Source organism: Streptomyces sp. NPDC091371, assembly GCF_040684275.1.
Classification (GTDB): domain Bacteria; phylum Actinomycetota; class Actinomycetes; order Streptomycetales; family Streptomycetaceae; genus Streptomyces.
Genome location: NZ_JBFBFP010000076.1, coordinates 1 through 24,410, shown reverse-complemented (window position 1 = coordinate 24,410; position 24,410 = coordinate 1). Strand labels below are relative to the sequence as shown.

The window sequence follows — 24,410 nt, the reverse complement described above, 5'->3', positions numbered from 1 at the left end:
AAGTACGTCCAGTACGAGCCGCGGCCCTCCGCCTTGCGATGCACCGCACCGGACACCGCGACCCGGCAAACCTTTCCGGCCACAGCACTAGGCGGCGGGAGGCGGAAGCACGGTCGAATGCATGCTCGGCAGCCTAAGCCTTGGTGGCCTCGCGGTCCAACATCACCACATCGGCCGGACCCTCCGGCGGCGCCGACCGGGAGGACTGCGCGATGAACGCGCCGCCCAGCACCAGCCCGCCGCCGATGATCTGCCAGGTCGAGAGGTGCTCGCCGAGCAGGATCCACGCGAGCACGACGGCGACGACGGCCTCCAGGAAGGCCACGACGCCCGCGATCTGCGGCGAGAGCATGCGCACGGAGACGACGCCGGTCAGGTACGCGAAGACGGTCGCGATCAGCACCACCCAGGCGAGCAGCACCCCGGCGGGCAGCATGGTGTCGCCCAGGGCGGCCTCCCCACCGAGGAGCGTCCAGTCGATCTTCCACGGCCGGGCGATCACGGTCATGACGAGGGCGCCCACGAGCAGGCCGTACGCGGTCACGCCGAGCGGGTCCGGGGCGTCTTCCCCGTCGGAGCCCTGGTCGGCGAAGACGAAGTAGCAGGCCTGGCACAGGGCCGCACAGAGGCCGAAGACCACGCCGAGCGCGTCCAGCCGCAGACCGGCCCAGACCTGGACCACGCAGGCCAGCCCCACGACGGCCACGGCCGCCCCGGCGGCGGCGCCTCGCGTGACGGGCTTGCGCTGGACGAACCGGATGTAGCCGAGGAGCAGCACCGGGCCCAGGTACTCCAGGAGCAGGGCCACGCCGACGGGGATCCGGGACAGGGAAGCGAAGTAGAACGCCTGCACACCGGCCACCGCGACCAGCCCGAAGCCGGCGAGCAGCGCGGGCTTGCGTCGCACGAGGTCCCGGTGGCGCCAGGCCAGCGGGGACAGCACGAGCGCCGCCCCGGCCACCCTGAGCCAGACCATGTGGAGGGGGTCCAGACCCGCCTCCATCAGCGGCTTCGCCGCCACCCCGGAACCACCGAACGCAACCGCCGAGACGAGGGCGAGGCCCAGTCCGGCGTTCTTCCCTGACGCTTGCATCGGGCCATCATGACAGGGCCGGTCAGGACCTTCACGGACATGACACCTGTTGAGACGACACGACACCCCGCCCGTCCGCCCACCCTCCGGTCCCACCAATATCTGACAGGTCGTCAGTCTTGAATGTTCCGCCCGCCGGGACTACGTTCCGCCGCACGTACCGACGAGAAGGGGTGGTCGCATGGCTGAAGTCACCGCGGAATCACGCATCGAGGCGTCCGCCGCGAAGCTCTGGTCCCAGCTCACGGACTGGGACGCGTACGGCCAGTGGAGCATGACCCACACGAACTTCCCGAAGGGCGGACCCGAGACCCTCGCGGTCGGCTCCACCTTCGCCGAGAACATGAAGATGATGGGCTTCCCGGCCGAGGTCGTCTGGACGGTCTCCGAGCTGGAGGACGAGCGCGTCTTCGCCATCACCGGCAAGGGCCCGATGGGCGTGGCCGTACTCACCCGCTACACCCTCACCCCGGACGGCGGGGCGACCACCGTACGCATCGACGGCGAGTTCACCGGCGCCGCGGTCTCCCTGATGGCCGGCAAGCTCAAGGACTCGGCCACCGCCGCACTGAACGAATCCCTCCGCAAACTGGCCGCCCTGGTCGCCTGACCGCCCGCCCCACGACAGCGCGCCCCGCGAGGATCTCGCGGGGCGCGCTGCGTGGAGCCGGAAGACCCGACCGCCGTCCGCCGTCAGTGCTCGTCGGCCAGAATCAGGTAGAGCTTCTTGCGGGCGTCGTTGATGACGGCAAGGGCCTTCTCCCGCTGCTCGGGCGAGCCGGTCTTGAAGACCTGCCCGAAGGCCTCCATCAGGCCGATCCCGGCCGTCCGGATCTCGTGCATCGCCTCGAAGTCGAACCCGCGCCCGGCGTCCGCCCAGGGGGCGTCGGGGCCCGACTCGGCCTCGGAGCGGCCGGCGTCGGTGAGCGTGAACAGCTTCTTGCCCCCCTCGCTCTCGCTGACGATCAGACCCTCGTCCTCCAGCAGCTGGAGGGTCGGGTACACCGAGCCGGGGCTGGGCTTCCACGCCCCGCCGCTGCGCTCGCCGATCTCCTGGATCATCTCGTAGCCGTGCATCGGCCGGTCGGCGAGCAGCGCCAGGATCGAGGCCCGCACGTCACCGCGCCGAGCCCGCCCCCGCGGCCCGCCCCGACCGCCGCGCCCGCCGAAGGGCCCGCCGCCGAAGGCAGGCCCGAACGGCCCAAAGGCGGCCCGCAGCCCCCTGAACTCCTCCCGACGATCGGGCCCGCAGTGGCCGTGGCCGCGTCCGTGCTCATGTCCATGTGAACGCATGACTGCGCTCCTTCCGTCACTTCGTAGTGGTTCGTTCTGGATTCATCGGTTGTCCGATGTCTCCACTATCGATGACCGATCGCGATGCGTCAACGATATATCGGAAACTTCTTCACCGAACAGCCCGCGACCCCTGACGCCCGGGATACGGTGGCCGGGTGAACGGATCGCCGGCTGGAGCAGTTCGCGCGGGCGGGCACGGGGGACGCCTTCTGCTTCGTCGGCGAGGGCGGCGAGGAACGCCCGGTGGTGTACGTGAGCCTCGACGGCGAGGCCGGCCCGCTCGCGGTCGGGCTGCCGGAGCTGGTGCGGCTGTGCCTCGTGGCGCCGTGGTGGCGGGACGCCCCCGGCCGGACGGCCGAAGGACTCCGGGCGGTCGCCGACGAATACCGGGAGGACCTGCCCGACCTCGACCGGCGACGCGACCGTGCGGCCCGGGCCCTCGGTCTCGACCCTGCCGGACTGCCGTCCGAGGCGGCGGCCCTGGCCCGGCTCGCGGAGCTCTCCCGGGGACCGGTGGCCGCGGCCTGTCTCGTCGTCGGGTACGAAGGCGAACCGCTGGACCCCCTCTTCGACCCCCACCCCGCCCACCCCTGACCGACACGCCGCCGAAGTCCGGACCGGATGCCGGGCCGCGTACGCTCAGCCGCATGCCCCGCCGCGCGAACAAGCCCCGCCGACTGGTCGCCGACGGGCGTGTGTACATGTGGACGCTGCGCCACAGCCACCGCCGGGACGGCGACAGCCGCGCCGTGGACTGCCGCCAGACCCTGGGGACGCGGGAGCGGCCGGAGCTGTTCGCACTCCTGGGTGATCCGCACGGCGGGAGAGCCGGCCGTGCTGCGGAAGCGGGCCGGGTAGCCCGCGGAGCCGGGTAGCCCGCGGAGCCGGGTAGCCCGCGAACCCGGGCAGCCCGTCGCGGCCACTCCAGGGGCAGCGGCGCACGAGCGTGCGACGCACCCTCCGGCCGTCGTCGGCCGTTGACGCGGTGTCCGCGTCGGTCTCCAAGCCCGGAGCTGCAGTGCCCGCTTCCCCCGTGCCGTCCCCGCCCCCGAACCTGCTGGCCGCGCGCCTGCAGAACCCGTACCCCTATTTCGCGTGGCTGCGCCGCCACGCGCCCGCCCATCCGGACCGCAAGCCCGGGCGTCCCACGGTGTGGCAGATCTCCCGGTACGAGGACGTCCGAGCGATGCTGGCCGACGGCCGGCTCAGCAAGGACCCCGACCGGGTGCCCGGGTACGTCCCGGGGCCCGCCGGGCTGAACCGGCACCTGGTCCACACCGATCCCCCGGACCACACCCGACTGCGGACCCTCGTCAATGCCGCGTTCGTACCGCGCCGGGTCGCCCTGCTGGAGCCCTTCCTCACGGCGACCGCGCACCGCCTGCTGGACCGGGTCGAGCACCACGCGCACGTGGACCTGGTCGCCGATTTCGCGGCCCCCCTCACCTTCCGGATGATCTGCGCGATCCTCGGTGTCCCGCGGGAACTGGACAACGCGGCGACCCGGGACACCCTCATGGCCACCATCGCCCCCGCTCCGGGCCCGAACCAGGCCCGGGCGGAACGCGATCTGCACGAACTGCTGGACACGCTCATCGCCGCCAAGCGGGCCGGGAACGAGCCCGGCGGAGCGGACCTGTTGGGCGCACTCGTGCGGGCGAGCGACGAGAGCGGAGCGATGAGCGAAGAGGAGCTGCGCTCCACCGCCTACCTCCTGCTGCTCGTGGGACACGACACCACCATGAACCTGATCGGCAACGGCATGCTCGCGCTGGTCCGCAACCCCGGCGAGGCCGCCCGGCTCACCGGACCCGAGGCCGGCCCGGACCTCGTCGGCACCGCCGTCGAGGAACTGCTGCGCTACGACTCCCCCGTACGGGACGCGACCTTCCGGTGCGCTGCCGAACCGATCCTTCTCCACGGGCAGCTGATCGGCGAGGGGGAGATCGTCAGCCTCCTCATCGGCTCGGCCAACCGGGACGGGACCCGGTTCCCGCACCCGGCCCGGCTCGACCTGGGCCGGACCCCCAACGCCCATCTCGCCCTCGGATACGGGCCCCACTTCTGCATCGGCGCCGCCCTGGCCCGCCTCGAAGGCGCCGTCGCCTTCCCCCTGCTGCTGCGACGCCTGGGCCCCGTCGCCCTGGCCAAGCCGGCCTCCGAGCTCCCCTGGCGGCCGGCTCGGGTAATGCGCGGGCTGGCCGCGCTGCCCGTCGTACGAAACTGATCGCACCCGCCCGCGCGCCGAAACCTCCCCCGAACAGGAGCGCCACGGATGGACAGCCGAGACCGCGTAGTGGTGACCGAACCACGCCCCGGCGTTCTTCTCATCACCCTCAACAGGCCCCGCGTCCGCAACGCCATCGACCAGGCCCTGGCCGACGCCGTGGACCACGCCCTCACCCGGCTGGAAACCGACCCGTCCCTGGCCGTCGGCATCCTCACGGGCGCCGAGGGCCACTTCTGCTCCGGCATGGACCTCAAGGCCTTCCCCGCCGAGGGCGTCCCGGTCGTCGCCGGCCGCGGCCTCGCCGGACTGACCCGCGCCCGCCTGCGCAAGCCGCTGATCGCCGCCGTCGAGGGCGCGGCCGTGGCCGGCGGCTTCGAACTCGCCCTCGCCTGCGACCTCATCGCCGCCGCCGACACGGCCTTCTTCGCCCTGCCCGAAGTCGCCCGCGGCCTGATCGCCGCCGAAGGCGGAGCCATCCGCCTCCCGAACCGCCTCCCCTACCACGTGGCCATGGAGATGCTCCTGACCGCGGCTCCGCTGCCCGCCCCGGACGCCGCCCGGTACGGACTGGTCAACCAGCTCGCCCCCGAGGGCGAGGCCCTCCGGGCGGCCCTCGCCCTGGCCGACCGCGTCCAAGCCCACTCCCGCGACGCCGTCCACGTGACGAAGGAGATCGTCCGGGCCACCCGCGGCCTCGACGACCACACCGCCTACACCGTCCAGGACCCCCTCAGCACACCCGTCTTCGCCACCGCGGCCGCCACCGAGGGCGCCCGGGCGTTCACCCAGAAGCGCCCACCGGCCTGGCACCGCGGGACGTGACGGACGCGATGCGGCAGCTATTCGCGCGACACCAGGCCAGTCACCGCGGATTGGCCTTTGTCGGTGATCAAGGAACCGTCCTACGGTCGGGGCATGCGCATCCGAATCGTCGACGCCTTCACCGACCGCCCCTTCCACGGCAACCCCGCAGGAGTCCTGCTCCTCGACCGCGAGTTCCCTCCGGACGCCTGGCTCCAGAAGGTCGCCGCCGAGATGAACCTCTCCGAGACCGCCTTCGCCCACCCCCTGCCGCCGGGCGGGGACGCCGACTGGGCGCTGCGCTGGTTCACCCCGGCCGCCGAGGTCGACATGTGCGGGCACGCCACCCTCGCCACCGCCCACGTACTGGCCACGAGCGGGCTCGCCACGGGGCTGATCCGCTTCACCGCCCGCTGCGGCATCCTCACCGCCGAGACCGCCGAGGACGGCACCCTCACCCTGGACTTCCCGACGTCCTCACTGACCCCCGTCGAGGCGCCCGCCGCGGTCGGCCACGCGCTCGGCGGCGTCCCGATACTGTCCATGCACGACACCGCCTCGCACATCGGCGACCTGCTGATCGAGCTCGCCGACGAGAAGACCGTCCGCGAACTGGAGCCGGACCACGCCGCCCTGCGGGCCTTCGCCAAGCGCGGGGTGATCGTCACCGCGCCCGCCGAGGATCCCTCCCGCGGGTACGACTTCGTCTCCCGGGGCTTCTTCCCCTCCTTCGGGATCGACGAGGACCCGGTCACGGGCAGCGCCCACACCGCGCTCGCCCCGTTCTGGGCGCGACGCCTGGGCCGCACCGAGCTGACCGGCCTCCAGGGCGGTGCCCGCCGGGGGCTGGTCAAGGTCACCCTGGCCGGCGAGCGCACCCTGCTGACCGGCCACGCGGTCACCGTCCTCGACGGGGAGCTGCTCACCGCCCCCTGAACCCTGACCGGGCCGCGGCGGGTCACGGCGTCGGCAGCCAGCCCACCTTGCCCGCGAGGAGCGCGTACCCGCCGAAGGCCACGATGTCGAGCAGCGCGTGCGCGACGACGAGCGGACCGACCCGCCCCCAGCGGCGGTAGGCGAGCACGAAGACGACGCCCATCACCACGTTGCCGATGAAGCCGCCGATGCCCTGGTAGAGGTGGTACGAGCCGCGCAGCACCGAGCTGGCGGCCAGCGCGGCCACCGGCGACCAGCCCAACTGGTCCAGCCTGCGCAGCAGGTAGGCCAGCACGATGACCTCCTCCACCACGGAGTTCTGCACCGCGGAGAGGATCAGCACGGGGAACTTCCACCACACGTCGGGCAGCGCCTCCGGCACCACCGTGAGATTGAACCCGCTCGCCCGCGCCGCCAGGTAGAAGGCCAGCCCCGCGCTCCCGATCCCGGCCGCGAGGACGGCGCCCCGGCCCAGGTCGAACCCGGGCCGGGTGCGGTCGAAGCCGAGCGCCCGCAGCCCGGGCGCGCCTTCGCGGGTCAGAAAGTGCGCCACGAGCAGGACCGGGACCAGGGCGGTCGTGATGCCGAAGAGCTGCCAGGCCAGGTCCAGCCAGGGCCGCCCCGGGGCGTACGAACCGTTGAGGGTGGCGGCCTGGTCCTTGAGCCCGCCCGGCTTGGTCAGCGAACCGATGAAGCTGATCAGCGACGAGACCCCGCTCGCCCCCAGGGACACGGCGAGGACGAGCAGCGTCTCCGTCCGCAGGAGCCCGCGCCGTTCCTCTTCGCGCAGCTCCACGCCCACCGGCTCCGGCTCCACCCGCACGCCCGACTCCCGTCCTGCAGCCCTGTTCCGATCACCCCATACTGCCTCGTCCGTGGCGGAAGGGGTTCACGGGACCCGGCGGCCCGGTCAGCGCCGGACCGGCACCGGCGCGCTCACCTCCTCCTCCGCCAGGCCCACGGGCCAGCTGTGCACGGGATCCCCCTTGTGCATCAGCTCGCTGTAGCGCCGGGTGGTCGCGGCCAGCGCCTCGTCCCGCTCCAGCCCGGCCGCGAGGGCCCGGTGGTACGTGTCCACCTGCCAGGTCGCCCCGTTCACCCGCCGCCGGCAGCGCTCCTCGATGATGCCGAGGTAGTGGTCCCGGTCCGCGGGCTCGATCCCCCAGGCGTCCAGCCCGGCCGCCGCCATCGGCAGCAGCTCGTCCAGCACCAGCCGCACCGCCGGTACGCTCACCAGTCCTCCGGCCCGGCCCCGGCGCGGCCACCGCAGCCGCGCGTCGATCCCGTACCGGCAGGCCGCGTCGAAGTTGGCCTCCGCCTCGGCGAAGGGCAGCCGGGTCCACACCGGGCGCTGCTCGTCCGCGAGGGTGCGTACGAGCCCGTAGTAGAAGGCGGCGTTGGCGACGACGTCGGCGACGGTGGGCCCGGCCGGCAGCACCCGGTTCTCCACCCGCAGGTGCGGCACCCCGTCCGCGACCCCGTACACGGGCCGGTTCCAGCGGTACACGGTGCCGTTGTGCAGGACGAGCTCCTGCAGGCTCGGCACCCCGCCCTCGTCCAGCACCCGCAGCGGCTCCTCCTCGTCGCAGATCGGCAGCAGGGAGGGGAAGTAGCGGACGTTCTCGGCGAAGAGCTCGTACGCCGAGTCCACCCACCGCTCCCCGAACCAGGTGCGCGGCCGCACCCCCTGCGCCTGGAGCTCGGGCGGCCGGGTGTCGGTGGCCTGCGTGAACAGCGGCGGCCGCGACTCCCGCCACAGCTCCCGCCCGAACAGGAACGGCGAGTTGGCGCCGACGGCTATCTGCGCGGCCGCCACCGCCTGCGCGGCGTTCCACACGTCCGAGAACCGGGCGGGCGTCACCTGCAGGTGCAGTTGTACGGAGGTGCAGGCGGCCTCCGGCACGATCGACCCGGAGGTCCAGGTCAGCCGCTCGACGCCCTCGATGTCGAGGGTGAAGTCCTCACCGCGCATCATCAGGATCTGCTCGTTCAGCAGCGAGTACCGGTCCACCGCCGACAGGTTGGCACTGACCAGGTCGCCGCGCGAGATCGTCGGCAGAATTCCGATCATCACCACCCCGGCGTCGATCTCCGCGGCCTGCCGGTGGGCATAGCCCAGTCCGGCGCTGAGTTCTTCGGCCAGGCGGTCGAATACACGGCCGCCGAGCCGGTGCGGGAGGACGTTCACCTCCAGGTTGAACATTCCCAGTTCGGTCTGGAAATCAGTGCTCGCTATCCGCTCCAGCACCTGGGCATTCACCATTCTCGGCAGCCCGTCGGCGCCCGCGAGATTCAACTCGATCTCAAGACCCATCATGTTCTTCGGGCGATCGAACCTCTTCTCCGCCAGAAGTCGCTCCAGTCCCTCCAGACACTCGTGGAGCTTCCTTCGATACCTCTGCCGATCGGACAGGTCGAATCCGCCCGCCACGACCTTCTCCCCCATCGAAGCGTCCCTCCTCGACTGGGCCTGGCCCTGGGCACCCAGGCGCGCGTTACGGTCGATGATGCCCCGGCAGCGTGATCCATAACGCCCGGGGGGCGTGCGCCGCGGGGAGCGCGCGCCGGTTTGGCCGAAGGGCGCTCCGGCACATTCACCTGGCAAGTCACGTCGCGCAAATTCCGCCTCGTCTTTGCACACCCCGGTGGCGTTCTCGATTACCGATGCTTTTCAGCCGGGCCCCCGTCCGGTAACCTCCGAGGTCAGCGCGGCACGTTCGCGTCTATCCGGCATGAATGCCATGTCAGCGGGACCGGTAAGCGCCTTGTCGGCAATAGGCGGGACAGCTAGCCGAAACACTGCGTGAACACATGTCGTATAAACTCCGCAAACGAGGCAGAGAGTTGGCGCGCGGCCATTGCCCCTCAGCCCCCCTCTGGCCCCAGAATGCGACAGCGCCGTCCGCACCTCCCCCTTCCACAGGTCTCCCAAGTGAGAGGCGACCCACCATGCCGCTGCACGTCCCTCCGGCTCCCGCGCCCGCCCTGCGCAGCGTCCTCGCGGCCCTCGGATCCCCCACCGCCGTCAACGAGGCGCACACTCCCGCCCTGCGCGCGCTCCAGGGGCCGGTGACCGCCGAACTCCCGCTGCCGGTCCACGTCCTCGACCGGCTGGGCATGTCCACCCTGGCGGCCGGCGGCAGGCCGCCCCGCACCCGGCTCACCGGCTGGCGGTTCCTCATCCGCAGCGGGGACCGCTTCGTCGCCGCGGCCGACACCCGCCTCACCCCGGACGGCTGGGCCTTCTCCCACTTCTTCGAGGGCCCCTACGTCGCCGCCACCGAACGCGCCCTGCGCCAGGCGGAGTCGCTCGGCAAGGCCTACCAGCCGAGACTGCTGTCCGTACCGGAGCTGTACATGCTGACGCTGTGGCTGCACGGGGCGGTGGGCGCCGACGCCTCGGCCGGTCTGCCGGCCGGCGAGGACCTGCTGGTGCCCCTGGCTCCGGCTCCGCCGGGCATCGCCGCGTACCGGCCGCATCCGGTCTCGGAACTGCTGCCCGTGATGACCCACCGGCTCACCCCCGCGACGGCTCCGCTCCCGCCCTCGCTGACCGCGCCGGCCGCCTGACCCGATTGGCCCATTCGGGTTAGTCCGGCCGGGCCACTCGTGAACCATCCGAAATGACAGGGGAGTTGGCCTGAACCGCCCGCACGAGTGATGCGTCATCAATCTATGAGGACAGCTGGCGGGAAATCCCTGCGAAGCGGCTGTCCTGGGGGAAGACTGAGGACATGCTCCCCGCGGGTGCGGGGATGATCCAGGGGGACGGCCATGAATCACGCATCGAGCCGTAGCACGCAGACCACACCGCAGCGAAAGAACGCATCCATGTGCCAGCACCAGCCAGCCTGCCCGTCAGCCGAATCCGCCGACCGGGAGGCCGCCCGCCCGGTGGCCAACCACCCGGAGCAGGGCTGGAGCCTGCTGTGCAACGGCGTCCTGCTCTTCGAGGACACCGGGGAGCTGCTGCCCGACGGCCAGATCATCGCCCCGCACCGGACGCTCGCGGTGGCGTAGGACAAGAGGAGAACGACGAAGGGGCTGGTCCGGGAGAACTCCCGGACCAGCCCCTTCACGCGTCATCGGTCAGTTGTCGTACTCGTCCAGCGGCGGGCAGGAGCACACCAGGTTCCGGTCACCGAACGCACCGTCGATGCGGCGCACCGGCGGCCAGTACTTCTCGGCGGCCGAGACCCCGCCCGGGAACACGGCCTCGTCACGGGTGTACGGGTGGTTCCACTCGCCGCCCAGCGCCGCCGCGGTGTGCGGGGAGTTGGCCAGCGGGTTGTCCTCGAGCGGCCACTCGCCCGAAGCGACCTTCTCGATCTCGCCGCGGATGGCGATCATGGCGTCGCAGAAGCGGTCGATCTCGGCGAGGTCCTCGGACTCCGTCGGCTCGATCATCAGCGTGCCGGCGACCGGGAAGGACATGGTCGGCGCGTGGAAGCCGTAGTCGATCAGGCGCTTGGCGATGTCGTCCACGCTCACGCCGGTCGCCTTCGACAGCGGCCGCAGGTCGATGATGCACTCGTGCGCGACCAGGTTGCCCGGGCCCGTGTAGAGCACCGGGTAGTGCGGCTCCAGGCGCTTGGCGATGTAGTTGGCGCCGAGCACGGCCACCTGGGTGGCCCGCTTGAGGCCCTCGCCGCCCATGAGGCGCACGTACGACCAGGAGATCGGCAGGATGCCCGCGGAACCCCACGGCGCGGCCGAGATCGGGCCGACGCCCGTTTCCGGGCCCGCGGTCGGCTGCAGCGGGTGGTTCGGCAGGTACGGAGCCAGGTGGGCCCGGACACCGACCGGGCCGACGCCCGGACCGCCGCCGCCGTGCGGGATGCAGAAGGTCTTGTGCAGGTTCAGGTGCGAGACGTCGCCGCCGAAGTGACCCGGCTTGGCCAGGCCCACCAGGGCGTTCAGGTTCGCGCCGTCCACGTAGACCTGGCCGCCGGCCTCGTGCACCTGGGCGCAGATGTCGGCGACGTGCTCCTCGAACACACCGTGCGTGGAGGGGTACGTGATCATCAGCACGGCGAGCTCGTCGCGGTGCTGCTCGATCTTGGCGCGCAGGTCGTCCGCGTCCACCTCGCCGTCGTCGGCGGTCTTGACGACGACGACCTTCATGCCGGCCATCACGGCGCTGGCGGCGTTGGTGCCGTGCGCGGAGGACGGGATGAGGCAGATGGTGCGCTGCTCGTCGCCGTTCGCGCGGTGGTAGGCGCGGACGGCCAGCAGGCCGGCGAGCTCACCCTGCGAACCGGCGTTCGGCTGGATGGAGACCTTGTCGTAGCCGGTGACCTCGCAGAGACGTTCCTCCAGCTCGTTGATGAGCGTGAGGTAGCCCTCTGCCTGCTCCACCGGGGCGAAGGGGTGCAGCTGGCCGAATTCGGGCCAGGTCACCGGCTCCATCTCGGTGGTCGCGTTGAGCTTCATGGTGCAGGAGCCCAGCGGGATCATGCCGCGGTCCAGCGCGTAGTCCTTGTCCGAGAGCTTGCGCAGGTAGCGCAGCATCGCGGTCTCGGAGCGGTGCTGGTGGAACACCGGGTGGGTCAGGTAGGCGTCCGAGCGCAGCAGGCCCTCGGGGAGGGTGTCGGCGGCGGTCTCGTCGAGCGCCTCGATGTCGGCGCTCACTCCGAAGGCGGCCCAGACGGCCTCGATGTCGGCGCGCAGGGTGGTCTCGTCGCAGGAGACGGAGACGTGGTCCGCGTCGACCCGGTACAGGTTGACCCCGCCCTCGCGAGCGGCGGCCACGACGGCGTCCGCACGTCCCTGAACCCGGGCGGTGATCGTGTCGAAGTAGGCACCGTGCACGACCTCGACCCCGCCGGCCGTCAGACCCGCGGCCAGCAGCGCGGCGTAGCGGTGGGTGCGGCGGGCGATCGTCCGCAGGCCGTCCGGGCCGTGGTAGACGGCGTACATGCCGGCCATGACGGCGAGCAGCACCTGCGCGGTGCAGATGTTGCTGGTGGCCTTCTCGCGGCGGATGTGCTGCTCGCGGGTCTGCAGGGCCAGGCGGTACGCCTTGTTGCCGTCCGCGTCCACCGAGACGCCGACGAGGCGGCCCGGCAGCGAGCGGGCGTGCTTGGCCTGGACGGCCATGTAGCCGGCGTGCGGTCCGCCGAAGCCCATCGGGACGCCGAAGCGCTGCGTGGTGCCGACGGCGATGTCCGCGCCCAGCTCGCCCGGGGAGGTCAGCAGGGTCAGGGCGAGCAGGTCGGCCGAGACGGCGACGATGGCGCCGAGCTCGTGCGCCTGGTCGATGACCGGCTTGATCTCCCGCACGGCGCCGGAGGCACCGGGGTACTGCACGAGCACGCCGTAGATGCCGCGCTCGGCGATCTCGGCCGGAATGCCCTCGGACAGGTCGGCGACGACGACCTCGATGCCGATCGGCTCGGCGCGGGTCTCGATCACCGCGATGGTCTGCGGCAGCGCGTCGGCGTCGACGACGAAGACGTTCCCCTTGGCCTTGCCCACGCGCCGGGCCAGGGTCATGGCCTCGGCGGCCGCGGTGCCCTCGTCGAGCAGGGAGGCACCGGAGGTCGGCAGGCCGGTCAGCTCGGCGACGACGGTCTGGAAGTTCAGGAGCGCCTCGAGGCGGCCCTGGGAGATCTCCGGCTGGTACGGCGTGTAGGCCGTGTACCAGGCCGGGTTCTCCATGACGTTGCGGAGGATCACCGGCGGGGTGAAGGTCCCGTAGTAACCGAGACCGATCATCGACGACAGCACCTGGTTGCGGTCGGCGAGCGAGCGCAGCTCGGCCAGCACCTCGGCCTCGGTCCGCGCCTCGGGCAGGTTCAGCGCGTCAGCGGTCTTGATCACATCCGGCACCGCGGCGGCGGTCAGTTCGTCCAGCGAGCCGTAGCCCACCTGGGCGAGCATCTTCGCCTGCGCCTCGGCATCCGGGCCGATGTGGCGCTGCTCGAAGGGGATGCCTCGCTCCAGCTGGGAGAGCGGAATGCGGTTGGCGGTCATGTACGGAGGCCTCCTGGTCGTACGACCTGCGAGGGGCACCACGGCGCGGGCACCCGGACGGCCTCCCCCTCTGTCATCTCAACCTGAGAGTTTCACCAGCCGCTCGAGGGTCGCTCGAACGAGCCGGCTTTCACCGTCGGTGAGGAGAGGAACCGGCACTGCGCGCCCGGTACCCGCCCCTGCTTTCCAGAGTGGCCTCGTCCGTGCGGTACGTATGCCTGAGAGATTCCGGGGAGGATTTGCTCCTTCGGCGCCTCCGTCGTTCTCACTCGGAGGACTCTCCCGCACAGGGTCGACAGCCATCCCCCAGCCTACCAGCGAGGATCCTGGAGCTTCCCGAGTGGCCTCTTCTTGAAATATGCACTTTTGTAGTCATTACGGAGGAGTTGCGACCATTTGGAGGGACCGTGCAGACCGACATCGATCCGCGCAGCCTGATCGGCCGCAAGGCGTTCGACCGCAATGGCACCAAGATCGGCACCGTGGACGAGGTCTACCTCGACGATGCCACGGGCGTCCCGGAATGGGCCGCCGTGCGTACGGGCCTGTTCAGCCGGGACGCCTTCGTCCCACTGGAGCCGAGCGAGCTGGTGGACGACACCCTGCGGGTGCCCTTCGACCGCTCCCTGATCAAGGACGCCCCCGACTTCGGCGTCGGCCGCCACCTCTCCCCCGAACAGGAGCTCCAGCTCTACCACCACTACGGCCTGGACGTGACGCTCCCGTCGGACTTCCAGCGCGACTTCGGCCACCTGGCGGGCGACGACGACTGACCCTTCGGCCCGCCGGCGTTTGAGGCGGCGTTTCAGCCCGTCCGGCGTTTGAGGACCGGGGGTCTCGGGGCGAAGCCCCCAGTTTCGGGAAGGGGCGGGGTGGGGGAAGGCTCCGCGCAGCGGCCCCGCCCGCCGCCCCGCGGGGTGGGTCCGCCGGGGCCCGTGTCAGCCGTCGGCATCCACCCCCGGGTACCCCACCAGGGGAAGGGGGTCGGACGGCTCCAGCTCCGGGTCGTCGACGCGGAAGGTCCGGACCCGGCCGGGCGGCGATCCCGGCTGCTCGAACCGCACGGTCACCCGCCCGACCCCGCTGCCCTGCACCCACCCCGGCCCGTACACCGAATGGAGTACGTCGCCCCCGGCCATCCACCGCCGCTCCTCGGCCGGCTCCGGCTCCGCCCCCGGCGCCTGGGACCACGGGTCCATGACTGGCTCGGCGGGGCGGGCCTCGGAGGCTTCGGCCCCCTCCTCAGGCCCGGCGCCGCCCACCTCGGCCCCGTCCTCCTCAGCGGCGAGCGCAGAGGCAGAGGCCTGCGCGAAGAGGTCCTCCTGCGTGTAGTCCGCCAGCCCCGTCACACCCACGCCCAGCAGCCGCACACCGCCCGTGGTGTCCACGCCCTCCAGGAGCCGCCCCGCGGCCTCCCGCACCACGCCGGGGTCGTCCGTGGGCCCCCGCAGCGTCTCGGAGCGGGTCAGCGTCGAGAAGTCGTACCGCCGCACCTTCAGCACGATCGTGCGCCCCGAGTGCCCCGATTCGCGCAGCCGCCGCACGCACCGGTCCGCGAGCCGCTGCACCTCGCCCCGGATCCGCACCCGGTCGTGCAGGTCCACGTCGAACGTGTCCTCCACCGACACCGATTTCGCGTCCCGCTCGGCGACCACCGGCCGGTCGTCCAGCCCCAGCGCCATCCGGTACAGCGCCACGCCGTGCGCGCGCCCGACCATCCGGACCAGCTCGTCCTCCCCGGCCTCCGCCAGCTCGCCCACGGTGGTGATCCCGGCGCGGCGCAGGTGCTCCCCGGTGGCCGGCCCCACCCCCGGCAGGGTCCGCACCGACATCGGCGCGAGGAGCTCCCGCTCGGTCCCCGGCTCGATCAGCAGCAGCCCGTTCGGCTTGGCCTCCTCGGACGCCACCTTGGCCAGCATCTTCGACCCGGCCAGCCCCACGGACCCGCTGAGCCCCGTCACCGCCCGGATGTCCGCCCGCAGCCGCTCCCCCGTCGTCAGGGCGCTCGCCGAATCGAAGGCGACCCCGCCCGCCTCGAGGTCCACGAAGGCCTCGTCCAGGCTGAGCGGCTCCACCAGCGGCGACAGCTGCCGCAGCAGGGCCATCACCTGGTCGCTGACCTCCCGGTAGAGGCTGAAGCGCGGGAAGAGGTACGCGCCGTTCGGGCAGAGCCGCCTCGCCTGCCCCATCGGCATCGCCGAGTGCACCCCGAACCGCCTGGCCTCGTACGAGGCGGTCGCGACGACCCCGCGCGGGCCGAGGCCGCCGACGATGACGGCCTTGCCCCGCAGGCTCGGCTTCGACGCCTGCTCCACGGACGCGTAGAAGGCATCCATGTCCAGGTGGAGGATGGTCGGCGCGGCTCTCACAGCACCGATGCTGCCCTACGGGTCTGACATTTCCGGGGCAGGGGACGCCCCGGGGTCAGACGGCCCCGGGTCAGACGGCCCGGTTGCGGCGTGCCGCGAGCTCGTCCGCCGGGTTGTGCCCGACCAGCGTCTCGCCGGTGTCCACCCGCTCCCCGTGGAGCTGTGACAGCGCGCCCTCGACGTCGCGCCACACCACGCCCACGGCGATGCCGAAGACGCCCTGCCCGCCCTGGAGCAGGCTCACGACCTGGTCCGGGGAGGTGCACTCGTACACGGTGGCGCCGTCGCTCATCAGCGTCATCCGCTCCAGGTCGGAGAACCCGCGGTCACGCAGGTGCTGCACGGCCGTGCGGATGTTCTGCAGCGCCACCCCGGTGTCCAGGAAGCGCTTGACGATCTTGAGGACCACCACGTCGCGGAAGCTGTAGAGCCGCTGCGTGCCCGACCCGTACGCGGGACGCACGCTCGGCTCCACCAGCCCGGTCCGGGCCCAGTAGTCCAGCTGCCGATAGGTGATGCCCGCCGCGGCACACGCCGTCGGCCCCCGGTATCCGATCTGCTCGGGCGCCTGGTCGCCACCCACCGCTCCGACCGGCGTCGAATCCGGCTGACGGCGCGCGGAACCGACCGCACTGCCGTGCAGCGGGTACGGTCCCCCGTCACTCCGCGCGGGGGTGCCCCCGGTCGTACCGTCGCCCGTGATCCTCACGCCGACCCTCCGTCCTTGACCTGCCACCTTGAAGGTAGGCAGTCACCAGGGGTGCGTCAACGATCGCCACACTCGGCACGCCGAGTGATAATCACCCTGAGAGTGGTTTCCCGTATCCCTTTGCGGGGAAAGGCTACTCGAATGGGCTGAAAGTTCCCCGTCACTGCGGGCCGGTGCCGAAGTCCTCGGGCGAGATCTGGTCGAGGAACTCGCGGAACTTCTCCACCTCGTCCTCCTGCTCGTCCGGAATGGCGATTCCGGCGTCGTCGAGGACGCCGTCACTGCCGTAGATCGGCGTCCCCGTGCGCAGGGCCAGCGCTATGGCGTCGGAAGGCCGCGCGCTCACCTCGACCCCGCTGGCGAAGACGAGCTCCGCGTAGAAGACTCCCTCCCGCAGATCCGTGATCCGGACCTCGGTGAGCTCCTCGCCGATCGCCTCCAGCACGTCCTTGAACAGGTCGTGCGTCAGCGGCCGGGCAGGGGCCATCCCCTGCTGCGCGAAGGCAATGGCGGTCGCCTCCCCTGGTCCGATCCAGATGGGGAGGTACCGGTCGCCTCCCACTTCACGCAGGAGCACGATCGGTTGGTTGGAGGGCATTTCCACCCGGACACCCACAACGTCGAGCTCGTTCACACAGCAACCCTAGGACCTGCCCGGCAGGTTTGGGTAGTCGGGGCCCCACTCCGACCAGCGGGCTCACCGGGAACGGGTCCCGAGAGCGGTCTGCACGAGGGCCTCGTGGAGCCGTACGGACAGCCCCGCGAGCTCCTTCAAAGTGGCTTCCGCGTGGGCTCTGGTCTGCGGATTGCGGTGGCGCCGCAGTGGTGCCACGACCTGCTCCACCAGCCCCGCCTCACGGTCCGCGGCGGCCTTCATGGCACGCAGGTGCCTCGGCTCCAGCCCGAACCGCCCCAGATCGGCCACGAGCCGGGCCACGGTCACGGCCTCGGCGTCGAATCCGCCGCCCGGGGCCTCCGCGAGCAGCCCGTAGGACTCCCATTCGACCAGCTGCACCTCGTCCACGTCCGCGGCCGCCAGGAGCTCCGCGCGGTCCACCCGGGCCACCGTGGGCCGCTCCCGGCCCACCTCGCCGTACACGGCCGCGGGGCTCCCCGGATCGGCCGTGCCGCTGGAGTCCGTGTGCGCCGTCGGTGCGGGAATGCGGATCTGCTTGCCGCGGGCGAGAGCGTCGAGCTGCTCGCGGATGACCTTCAGCGGCAGGTAGTGGTCGCGCTGCAGCCGCAGGATGCGCGCGAGCCGCTCCACGTCGTCGGTGCTGAACTTGCGGTACCCCGAAGGCGTGCGCCGGGGCTCGACGAGCCCCTCCGCCTCGAGGAAACGGATCTTCGAGATCGTGACTTCGGGGAACTCGTCACGCAGCGTGGTGAGCACCGTGCCGATGCTCACCAGCCGCCCGGCACTGCCGGCGGTGCCGTTCTTCGGGGCACCGCCGGTCGGGGTACGCAGCATGAGACCTTCCCAGATAGGGTCAGACGCCCCGCAGGCTCGCGTAGAAGACCAGCCGGTACTTGCCGATCTGCACCTCGTCGCCGTTGTGCAGGGCGACGGAGTCGATCGGTTCACGGTTCACGTACGTGCCGTTGAGGCTGCCGACGTCGGAGACGGTGAAACCGCCGTCCGCGCCCCGGCGGAAGTCGACATGGCGCCGGGAGACGGTGACGTCGTCCAGGAAGATGTCGCTCTGCGGGTGCCGGCCCGCCGTGGTCAGCTCGCCGTCCAGCAGGAAGCGGCTACCGGAGTTGGGGCCGCGCCGCACGATGAGCAGGGCGGAACCGGGCGGCAGCGCTTCCACCGCGGCCTGGGCCTCGGGGGACAGCGAGGACGACACGTGCGTTTGTCCCGACACCTCGGCCTCGTAGGCCTCGAGGCCGGAGATCGAGATGGTGGACGTGGTCTCCGAGGCACGCTCCGGCGTCAGACCCGCCCGCAGCGGCGCCCCGCAGTTGGAGCAGAAGCGACTGGCCGCATCGCTGCGGTGTCCGCACCTGCTGCAAATCTGCTCGGCCGACATGGACGGCTCCTCGCGCCGCGGCTGCCCCGCGGAGGCATTGGTGGCATACGGGTCGGGGGCAAACCCTCCACCCGTACTTGAGGTTGATGGTTCACCGAAACCTATGCGTCCGGTACCAGCAGGGTCAACAGCCGACGCGCCGGATGCGCCCGAATTGTCACCCGCTCCCGCCACCTCGTCGCGGAAGAGCGGCCGGTCGCCCTGCCCTTCCGCATCACCGTGCCCGGCACGGTGACGTGCCGAGCCGCTTTCCTCGCGGTTCTTCTTGCCGAACAACTTCTCAAACAACTTCACGGGCGATTCCCCTTGACCGAAACAGACCCGCCCGTGGGGCAGGACGAACTCCGAACGACACCTGCCGACCCGGACATTCTCACAACGTCCGTAACCACCAGACAGTTTCCACCACGCACCGCGACTTCGGTGCGCCGACCCCCCGCAGGCATCAGCCCGTGTGAGCCGGTCCACTCTCCGCTCCGCATCATCACGATGACGACCGAGCGTAGTCAGGCTGCTTCGCAGCCCGCAAGGCATCCACGACGATCTTCGCCGACCGGATGACGGAGACGGTGGCCTGCTCCTTCTCCAGCGTCTGCACGACACCGCCGGGGATGTTGAGCGCCGGCTCCAGATCCTGGGGCTTGCCGATCACCTTGAACTCGTAGGGCTGTGTGATCTTCTTACCGTCGATCCCGACCCCGCCGTTCTCGTCCGAGAAGTACGAGCCTGCCACGATGCGCACGCCGTTGATCTGAATCGCCTCGGCCCCGGCCGCCCGCAGCTCCTGGAGCGTGTCCAGCAGCTGGTCGGACTGCACCTTGCCCGCGGGATCGGTGATCTTCAACGTGATGCCCGGCCCCTGCGCTGCCACCGTACCGGCCAGGATGCCGAGTTGGCGCTCCTTCTCCACGGTCTGCTTGCGGGCCTCCTCGGCCTGGTTGGAGCTGCTCTCCAGTTCCCTGCGCTGGTCCTCCAGCCGCTGCTTCTCGTCCTCCAGGCGCTTGGTCCGCCCGTCGAGCTCGTCAAGGATCCGTACGAGGTCCTCCTGACGGGCCCCGCGCAGCGCGCTGGACTCGCTGTTCGACCGCACCTGGATGGCCAGCCCCAGGCCCAGGACGAACAGCAGCACCGCGACGATCAGTTGGGCCCGGCTCACCCGCGGCGGCCACAGCCCGGCCGCGAGCCGCTGCCGGCCCGTCTGCTCCTGCGGCCCCGGCACGTCGTTCGGCGGCTGCTCGGGAGTTTCGTCGGTACTCATCGGCCTCACGCCCGGAACACGTGCCGGCGGATGGCCGCGGCGTTGGAGAAGATGCGGATGCCGAGGACCACGACCACACCCGTGGACAGCTGCGAGCCCACCCCGAGCTTGTCGCCGAGGAAGACGATCAGCGCGGCCACGACCACGTTCGACAGGAACGAGACCACGAAGACCTTGTCCACGAAGATGCCGTCCAGCATGGCGCGCAAGCCCCCGAACACCGCGTCCAACGCCGCCACGACGGCGATCGGCAGATAAGGCTCCACCACGGCCGGCACTTCGGGCCGGACCAGAAGCCCGGCCACCACTCCGGCCAAGAGGCCCAGTACCGCGATCACGATGCACCCTTCTGCTGCTCTGCTGCTGTAGCTGTACGTACGGTCACACTCGACGCCGCCGGCAGCCGTACCTCGTCCGCGGCGGACAGGCTGTAGCGGATCCCGTAGCTCTCCTGCAGCACGTGCAGGTACTGGCCGTCCGCCGAGTCCTGGAAGGCCGTGCCGAGCTTCTTCTTGTCCCCCACCGCCAGCACTTCGTACGGCGGCGCGAGCGGCTTGTTGTCGACCAGTATCGCGTCACCGGCGGCCCTGATCGCCGACAGCGCGGTCAGCCGCTGCCCGTTGATGGAGATGGCCTCCGCCCCGGACTGCCACAGCCCGTTGACGATCTTCTGCATGTCGCGGTCCCGGAGCCGGCCGGTGTCCGAGAAGCCGGCGCTCTCGCGCGGTCCCCCACCGCCGCCGTCGGAGGCTCCCTTGGCGTCGTCCACGGTCAGCCGGATACCGGGTCCCCGGACCTCCGTCGCCCCGGACAGCATCGCCACCAGCTCGCCCTGGCCCCCACCGGGCTGCTTCAGCGCCGTGCGCTGGCGGTCCGCGACATCGGTCCGCAACCGGTCGATGTCCCGCTCCAGGCCGTCCGCGCGCTGGTCCGCGCGCTCCACCCGGTCGATCAGCTCCTGACGCTCCTTGGCCAGCACCGGCGCGGCCACCCGCGCCTCGGCCGCACCGAGCGTGACGACCATGGCCGCGAGCACGAGCCCGGCCGCGAGCCCCAGCTTGGCCTTGAGGGTCCGGGGCAGTCCCGCCGTGCCCTCCGCCGCACGGCGGGCCGACGCCTCCGCGTAGCCCTCGTCGAGGCTGTGATCCATCACGTGCGTCAGCAGCGACATGGAAGCGTCCGGGCGCGGGGGCACCGGGGACGCCGAACTCCGGTTGGGGGGCGGCTGCGACATGCCGCACATCGTCGCATGTCGGCGCCGTACACACCGAATGCGGCCGTCCGGCAGGCCGCGCGGGGGCCTCCCCGCGCCCGGCCCGCCGGACTTCGGTCCTTCGTGGGTCAGCGCCCGGCAGTCAGTGCCCGGCCCCGTCCAGCACTCCCGCCCACTCGTCGAGCATGGCCTGCGCGGACGCGTCGTCGGGACCTTCGGCCCACAGGTGCGTCACCGCCTCCGCCGGGTCGGGCAGCACCAGCGCCCACCGCCCGTCCGCCTCGACCACCCGCACTCCGTCGGTGGTGTCCACCTGCCGGTCGCCGGCCGCCTCCACGACCCGCCGCATGACGAGCCCCTTCACCGCCCACGGAGTGGGCACGTCCCGCTTGAGGACATGGGCACGCGGGATCCGGGCGTCGATCTGGCTGAGCGTGAGCTGCGTCCGCGCCACCAGCCCGAGCAGCTGGACGAAGGCGGCGGACCCGTCGAAAACACTGCTGAACTCGGGAACGATGAACCCGCCGCGACCGTCTCCACCGAAGATGGTGTTCTCGGCCCGGCCCACCCGGGTCAGGTCGTCGGGCGAGGTCGTCGTCCACTCCACCTGCGTGCCGTGGTAGGCGGCCACCTGCTCGGCCACCCGCGTCGTGGTCACCGGCAGCGCGACCTTGCCGCTGCGCTTCTCCGCGGCCACCAGGTCGAGCATCACCAGCAGCGCCCGGTCGTCCTCGATGATCCGCCCGCGCTCGTCCACCAGGGAGATCCGCTCGCCCACCGGGTCGAACCGCACGCCGAAGGCCGCCCGCGCCGAGGCCACGATCTCCCCGAGCCGCACCAGCCCGGCCCGCCGGGACTCCGCGGTCTCCGTCGGCCTGGACTCGTCGAGACCCGGATTGATCGTCAGGGCGTCCACCCCGAGCCGCCCGAGGAGGCTGGGCAGCACCAGACCGGCGCTGCCGTTCGAGGCGTCCACGACCACCTTGAGCCCGGCGTCACCGATCCCCGTGGTGTCGACCTGCCGCAGCAGTGATCCCGTGTACGAGTCGAAGACGCTCGACGGGAAGTGCAGGTCGCCGATCTCTCCCGGGAAGGCCCGGCGGTACTCCTGGCGCGCGTACACCCGGTCGAGCTTGCGCTGCTGCGCCTGGGAGAGGTCCGCACCCCGCTCGTCCAGGAACATGATGTCCACGGAGTCCGGCACGCCCGGCGAGGTCCGCAGCATGATCCCGCCGGCGCTGCCCCGCGCGGTCTGCTGCCGCGCGACCGGCAGGGGAACGTTCTCCAGGTCCCGCACCTCGATGGCACTGGCCTGGAGGGCCGAGATCACCGCCCGCTTGAGCGCCCTGGCGCCGCGGGAGTGGTCACGGGCCGTGGTGACGATCGCACCCTTCTTCAAGGTCGTCGCATAGGCACCGGCGAGCCGGACCACCAGCTCGGGGGTGATCTCCACGTTCAGGATCCCGGAGACGCCCCGCGCACCGAACAGGTGCGCCTGGCCGCGGGACTCCCAGATCACCGACGTGTTGACGAAGGCACCGGCCTCGATCGTCTTGAACGGGTAGACGCGCACGTTCCCCTGGACGATCGATTCCTCACCGACGAGGCACTCGTCACCGATGACCGCCCCGTCCTCGATCCTCGCCGCCCGCATGATGTCGGTGTTCTTGCCGATCACACAGCCGCGGAGGTTGCTGTGGGGGCCGATGTACACGTTGTCGTGGACGACGGCTTTGTGCAGGAAGGCCCCGCTCTTGACGACGACGTTCGACCCGATGACGGTGTGCTCGCGGATCTCGACTCCCGCTTCCACCTTGGCGTAGTCCCCGATGTACAGCGGCCCGCGCAGCACCGCGTCCGCGCTCACCTCGGCCCCTTCGGCGATCCACACGCCGGGCGAGATCTCGAAGCCGTCCATCTCGACCTGGACCTTGCCCTCGAGCACGTCGGCCTGCGCCTTCACGTAGCTCTCGTGCGTGCCGACGTCCTCCCAGTAGCCCTCGGCCACATAGCCGAAGATCGGCCGGCCTTCCTTCATCAGCTGCGGGAAGACGTCGCCGGACCAGTCGACCGAAACGTCCGGGTCGACGTAGTTGAAGATTTCCGGCTCCATCACGTAAATGCCGGTATTGATGGTGTCCGAGAAGACCTGTCCCCAGGTCGGCTTCTCCAGGAAGCGCTCGACCTGACCCTCCTCGTCCACGATCGTGATGCCGAATTCCAGCGGATTCGGCACCCGGGTCAGGCAGACCGTAACGATGCCGCCCTTCTCCTTGTGGAATCGGATCAGGTCGGTCAGGTCGAAGTCGGTGAGCGCGTCGCCGGAGATGACGAGGAAGGTGTCGTCCTTCAAAGCCTCCTCGGCATTCTTGACGCTGCCGGCGGTGCCGAGTGGCTTCTCCTCGTTGGCATAGGTGAGCTCCATCCCGAGCTCTTCGCCATCCCCGAAGTAGTTCCTGACGAGCGACGCCAGGAACTGGACGGTGACCACGGTCTCGCTGAGCCCATGCCGCTTGAGCAGCCTGAGCACATGCTCCATGATCGGCCGGTTCGCCACCGGCAGGAGCGGCTTGGGCATGCTCGAGGTCATGGGGCGAAGACGCGTGCCTTCGCCACCGGCCATCACGACGGCCTTCATGTCGGAAGAGTCCTCCTTGAGAGATGACGGTCGTGCCGACCTCACCCGTCTCGGACGGTGACTTCCCGACTCCACCGTGTGATCCGGCCGGACGGGCTCAATCGGCGGTGGCGTCCGCCTTCACCAGACGGCGGACTTGAACCACGTACAGGATTCCTGCCCACCAGTAGAGCGTTGTACCCCATCCCGCGAACGCCCATCCGAAAACTGCCCCCGTCCAGGCCAACCAACCCGTGCCGTCACTGAGCAACAGCAAGGGGAACGCGTACATCAGGTTGAAGGTGGCGGCCTTGCCGAGGAAGTTGACCTGCGGCGGCGGATAGCCGTGCCGGCGCAGGATCCATACGTTGACCAGCAGCATCAGATCGCGCGCGAGCAGCGCCCCGGTGAGCCACAGGGGAAGAATCTCGCGATAGGTCAGACCGAAGAGCGTCGACAGGATGTACAGCCGGTCGGCCGCGGGATCCAGCAGCCGACCGAGGTTGCTGATCTGATTCCAGCGCCGCGCGAGCTTCCCGTCGAGGTAGTCACTGATCCCGCTGAGCATGAGTACGGCCAGGGCCCACCCGTCGTGCTCCGCGAGGATCAGCCACAGGAACAGGGGTACGCCGGCCAGGCGAGCCATGCTCAGGATGTTCGGAATGGTGAAAATTCGGTCAGTCTGAACCCGAGTCTCCTGGACCTCCACCCGGGGGCCTCCACTGTGACGGTAGAAATATCGAACGATGCCCCCTGACCCTACAGGAGTCCACACACGTGCCCGGAACGCAGAAAAGCCCCGCACCAGAAGGTGCGGGGCTTTCCCACAATGATTGTTCGGCGGCGTCCTACTCTCCCACAGGGTCCCCCCTGCAGTACC

General features: G+C 70.9%; 24 protein-coding genes and 1 riboswitch. Of the genes, 9 read left to right on the top strand and 15 right to left on the bottom strand.

The window, feature by feature from the left end; all coding sequences use genetic code 11:
* Positions 1–133: 133 nt before the first annotated feature.
* The gene (locus AB0O21_RS38790) at positions 134–1,093 is read right to left on the bottom strand and encodes an EamA family transporter (protein WP_365180177.1); all 960 of its coding nucleotides are present in this window, start codon (positions 1,091–1,093) and stop codon (positions 134–136) included.
* A gap of 181 nt (positions 1,094–1,274) precedes the next feature.
* On the opposite strand from AB0O21_RS38790, the gene AB0O21_RS38785 reads away from it, so the two are divergent.
* Positions 1,275–1,703: an SRPBCC family protein gene (locus tag AB0O21_RS38785; RefSeq protein WP_365180174.1), complete on the top strand. Its 429-nt coding sequence runs from the start codon at positions 1,275–1,277 to the stop codon at positions 1,701–1,703.
* Between the two features lie 83 nt (positions 1,704–1,786).
* Here AB0O21_RS38785 and AB0O21_RS38780 read toward each other — a convergent pair whose 3' ends face one another.
* On the bottom strand, positions 1,787–2,386 hold the full coding sequence (locus AB0O21_RS38780) for a PadR family transcriptional regulator (protein ID WP_365180171.1): 600 nt from the start codon (positions 2,384–2,386) through the stop codon (positions 1,787–1,789).
* 246 nt (positions 2,387–2,632) lie between these two features.
* On the opposite strand from AB0O21_RS38780, the gene AB0O21_RS38775 reads away from it, so the two are divergent.
* The 5 genes from AB0O21_RS38775 to AB0O21_RS38755 all read left to right on the top strand — a co-directional run bounded on the left by AB0O21_RS38775 (position 2,633) and on the right by AB0O21_RS38755 (position 6,356).
* Complete coding sequence (locus AB0O21_RS38775) at positions 2,633–2,983, top strand: hypothetical protein (RefSeq protein WP_365180168.1); 351 nt, start codon at positions 2,633–2,635, stop codon at positions 2,981–2,983.
* A gap of 53 nt (positions 2,984–3,036) precedes the next feature.
* Positions 3,037–3,264: a hypothetical protein gene (locus tag AB0O21_RS38770; RefSeq protein WP_365180165.1), complete on the top strand. Its 228-nt coding sequence runs from the start codon at positions 3,037–3,039 to the stop codon at positions 3,262–3,264.
* 143 nt (positions 3,265–3,407) lie between these two features.
* Complete coding sequence (locus AB0O21_RS38765; RefSeq protein ID WP_365180162.1) at positions 3,408–4,616, top strand: cytochrome P450; 1,209 nt, start codon at positions 3,408–3,410, stop codon at positions 4,614–4,616.
* A gap of 48 nt (positions 4,617–4,664) precedes the next feature.
* Positions 4,665–5,441 (top strand): crotonase/enoyl-CoA hydratase family protein, encoded by a 777-nt coding sequence (locus tag AB0O21_RS38760; protein WP_365180159.1) that lies wholly within the window; start codon positions 4,665–4,667, stop codon positions 5,439–5,441.
* A gap of 93 nt (positions 5,442–5,534) precedes the next feature.
* Positions 5,535–6,356, top strand: a complete 822-nt coding sequence (locus tag AB0O21_RS38755) for a PhzF family phenazine biosynthesis isomerase (protein ID WP_365180157.1) — start codon at positions 5,535–5,537, stop codon at positions 6,354–6,356.
* A gap of 22 nt (positions 6,357–6,378) precedes the next feature.
* Here AB0O21_RS38755 and AB0O21_RS38750 read toward each other — a convergent pair whose 3' ends face one another.
* Positions 6,379–7,179, bottom strand: coding sequence for a type II CAAX endopeptidase family protein (locus tag AB0O21_RS38750; RefSeq protein ID WP_365180154.1), 801 nt, complete (start codon positions 7,177–7,179; stop codon positions 6,379–6,381).
* Between the two features lie 87 nt (positions 7,180–7,266).
* Positions 7,267–8,802: a glutamate-cysteine ligase family protein gene (locus AB0O21_RS38745; protein WP_365180151.1), complete on the bottom strand. Its 1,536-nt coding sequence runs from the start codon at positions 8,800–8,802 to the stop codon at positions 7,267–7,269.
* A gap of 503 nt (positions 8,803–9,305) precedes the next feature.
* Between AB0O21_RS38745 and AB0O21_RS38740 the strand changes: the two genes are divergently transcribed.
* Positions 9,306–9,926, top strand: a complete 621-nt coding sequence (locus tag AB0O21_RS38740; RefSeq protein WP_365180148.1) for a hypothetical protein — start codon at positions 9,306–9,308, stop codon at positions 9,924–9,926.
* A 261-nt stretch (positions 9,927–10,187) separates the two neighbouring features.
* The gene (locus AB0O21_RS38735; protein WP_365180145.1) at positions 10,188–10,376 is read left to right on the top strand and encodes a DUF5999 family protein; all 189 of its coding nucleotides are present in this window, start codon (positions 10,188–10,190) and stop codon (positions 10,374–10,376) included.
* 69 nt (positions 10,377–10,445) lie between these two features.
* On the opposite strand, the gene gcvP is transcribed toward AB0O21_RS38735, so the two are convergent.
* Positions 10,446–13,331 carry an aminomethyl-transferring glycine dehydrogenase gene (gene gcvP / locus AB0O21_RS38730; protein WP_365180142.1) on the bottom strand — a complete coding sequence of 962 codons (2,886 nt, stop codon included), beginning with the start codon at positions 13,329–13,331 and terminating at the stop codon, positions 10,446–10,448.
* Between the two features lie 196 nt (positions 13,332–13,527).
* Positions 13,528–13,626: riboswitch (glycine riboswitch) on the bottom strand.
* Positions 13,627–13,738: 112 nt separating this feature from the next.
* On the opposite strand from gcvP, the gene AB0O21_RS38725 reads away from it, so the two are divergent.
* Positions 13,739–14,104: a PRC-barrel domain-containing protein gene (locus AB0O21_RS38725; protein ID WP_365180139.1), complete on the top strand. Its 366-nt coding sequence runs from the start codon at positions 13,739–13,741 to the stop codon at positions 14,102–14,104.
* A gap of 165 nt (positions 14,105–14,269) precedes the next feature.
* Here AB0O21_RS38725 and AB0O21_RS38720 read toward each other — a convergent pair whose 3' ends face one another.
* From AB0O21_RS38720 to AB0O21_RS38675, 10 genes are all read right to left on the bottom strand, one after another.
* Positions 14,270–15,700 carry a DNA polymerase IV gene (locus AB0O21_RS38720; protein ID WP_365180136.1) on the bottom strand — a complete coding sequence of 477 codons (1,431 nt, stop codon included), beginning with the start codon at positions 15,698–15,700 and terminating at the stop codon, positions 14,270–14,272.
* Positions 15,701–15,770: 70 nt separating this feature from the next.
* Positions 15,771–16,409, bottom strand: a complete 639-nt coding sequence (locus AB0O21_RS38715) for a MerR family transcriptional regulator (protein WP_365180133.1) — start codon at positions 16,407–16,409, stop codon at positions 15,771–15,773.
* 160 nt (positions 16,410–16,569) lie between these two features.
* The gene (locus AB0O21_RS38710; protein ID WP_030009777.1) at positions 16,570–17,043 is read right to left on the bottom strand and encodes a bifunctional nuclease family protein; all 474 of its coding nucleotides are present in this window, start codon (positions 17,041–17,043) and stop codon (positions 16,570–16,572) included.
* Positions 17,044–17,106: 63 nt separating this feature from the next.
* A complete protein-coding gene (locus tag AB0O21_RS38705; RefSeq protein WP_365180130.1) occupies positions 17,107–17,880 on the bottom strand; it encodes a MerR family transcriptional regulator in 774 nt (257 codons plus the stop codon).
* A 19-nt stretch (positions 17,881–17,899) separates the two neighbouring features.
* Positions 17,900–18,841 carry an FHA domain-containing protein gene (locus AB0O21_RS38700; protein ID WP_365180180.1) on the bottom strand — a complete coding sequence of 314 codons (942 nt, stop codon included), beginning with the start codon at positions 18,839–18,841 and terminating at the stop codon, positions 17,900–17,902.
* An 85-nt stretch (positions 18,842–18,926) separates the two neighbouring features.
* A complete protein-coding gene (locus AB0O21_RS38695; protein ID WP_365180127.1) occupies positions 18,927–19,700 on the bottom strand; it encodes a DUF881 domain-containing protein in 774 nt (257 codons plus the stop codon).
* Between the two features lie 5 nt (positions 19,701–19,705).
* Positions 19,706–20,038: a small basic family protein gene (locus tag AB0O21_RS38690; RefSeq protein WP_030010496.1), complete on the bottom strand. Its 333-nt coding sequence runs from the start codon at positions 20,036–20,038 to the stop codon at positions 19,706–19,708.
* Entirely contained in the window at positions 20,035–20,943 is a 909-nt protein-coding gene (locus AB0O21_RS38685) for a DUF881 domain-containing protein (RefSeq protein ID WP_365180124.1), read from the bottom strand. Before AB0O21_RS38685 ends, AB0O21_RS38690 begins: the two co-directional genes overlap by 4 nt.
* Positions 20,944–21,055: 112 nt before the next feature.
* Positions 21,056–23,551, bottom strand: a complete 2,496-nt coding sequence (locus tag AB0O21_RS38680; protein ID WP_365180121.1) for a mannose-1-phosphate guanyltransferase — start codon at positions 23,549–23,551, stop codon at positions 21,056–21,058.
* 97 nt (positions 23,552–23,648) lie between these two features.
* The gene (locus tag AB0O21_RS38675; protein WP_365180118.1) at positions 23,649–24,239 is read right to left on the bottom strand and encodes a CDP-alcohol phosphatidyltransferase family protein; all 591 of its coding nucleotides are present in this window, start codon (positions 24,237–24,239) and stop codon (positions 23,649–23,651) included.
* Between the last annotated feature and the right edge of the window lie 171 nt (positions 24,240–24,410).

Bases quoted from the DNA above. Each gene is read 5' to 3' on its own strand.
- AB0O21_RS38790 (WP_365180177.1), bottom strand. From the start codon at position 1,093: ATGCAAGCGTCAGGGAAGAACGCCGGACTGGGCCTCGCCCTCGTCTCG.
- AB0O21_RS38785 (WP_365180174.1), top strand. From the start codon at position 1,275: ATGGCTGAAGTCACCGCGGAATCACGCATCGAGGCGTCCGCCGCGAAG.
- AB0O21_RS38780 (WP_365180171.1), bottom strand. From the start codon at position 2,386: ATGCGTTCACATGGACATGAGCACGGACGCGGCCACGGCCACTGCGGG.
- AB0O21_RS38770 (WP_365180165.1), top strand. From the start codon at position 3,037: ATGCCCCGCCGCGCGAACAAGCCCCGCCGACTGGTCGCCGACGGGCGT.
- AB0O21_RS38760 (WP_365180159.1), top strand. From the start codon at position 4,665: ATGGACAGCCGAGACCGCGTAGTGGTGACCGAACCACGCCCCGGCGTT.
- AB0O21_RS38755 (WP_365180157.1), top strand. From the start codon at position 5,535: ATGCGCATCCGAATCGTCGACGCCTTCACCGACCGCCCCTTCCACGGC.
- AB0O21_RS38745 (WP_365180151.1), bottom strand. From the start codon at position 8,802: ATGGGGGAGAAGGTCGTGGCGGGCGGATTCGACCTGTCCGATCGGCAG.
- AB0O21_RS38740 (WP_365180148.1), top strand. From the start codon at position 9,306: ATGCCGCTGCACGTCCCTCCGGCTCCCGCGCCCGCCCTGCGCAGCGTC.
- AB0O21_RS38735 (WP_365180145.1), top strand. From the start codon at position 10,188: ATGTGCCAGCACCAGCCAGCCTGCCCGTCAGCCGAATCCGCCGACCGG.
- gcvP (WP_365180142.1), bottom strand. From the start codon at position 13,331: ATGACCGCCAACCGCATTCCGCTCTCCCAGCTGGAGCGAGGCATCCCC.
- AB0O21_RS38705 (WP_365180130.1), bottom strand. From the start codon at position 17,880: ATGCTGCGTACCCCGACCGGCGGTGCCCCGAAGAACGGCACCGCCGGC.
- AB0O21_RS38695 (WP_365180127.1), bottom strand. From the start codon at position 19,700: ATGAGTACCGACGAAACTCCCGAGCAGCCGCCGAACGACGTGCCGGGG.
- AB0O21_RS38685 (WP_365180124.1), bottom strand. From the start codon at position 20,943: ATGTGCGGCATGTCGCAGCCGCCCCCCAACCGGAGTTCGGCGTCCCCG.
- AB0O21_RS38680 (WP_365180121.1), bottom strand. From the start codon at position 23,551: ATGAAGGCCGTCGTGATGGCCGGTGGCGAAGGCACGCGTCTTCGCCCC.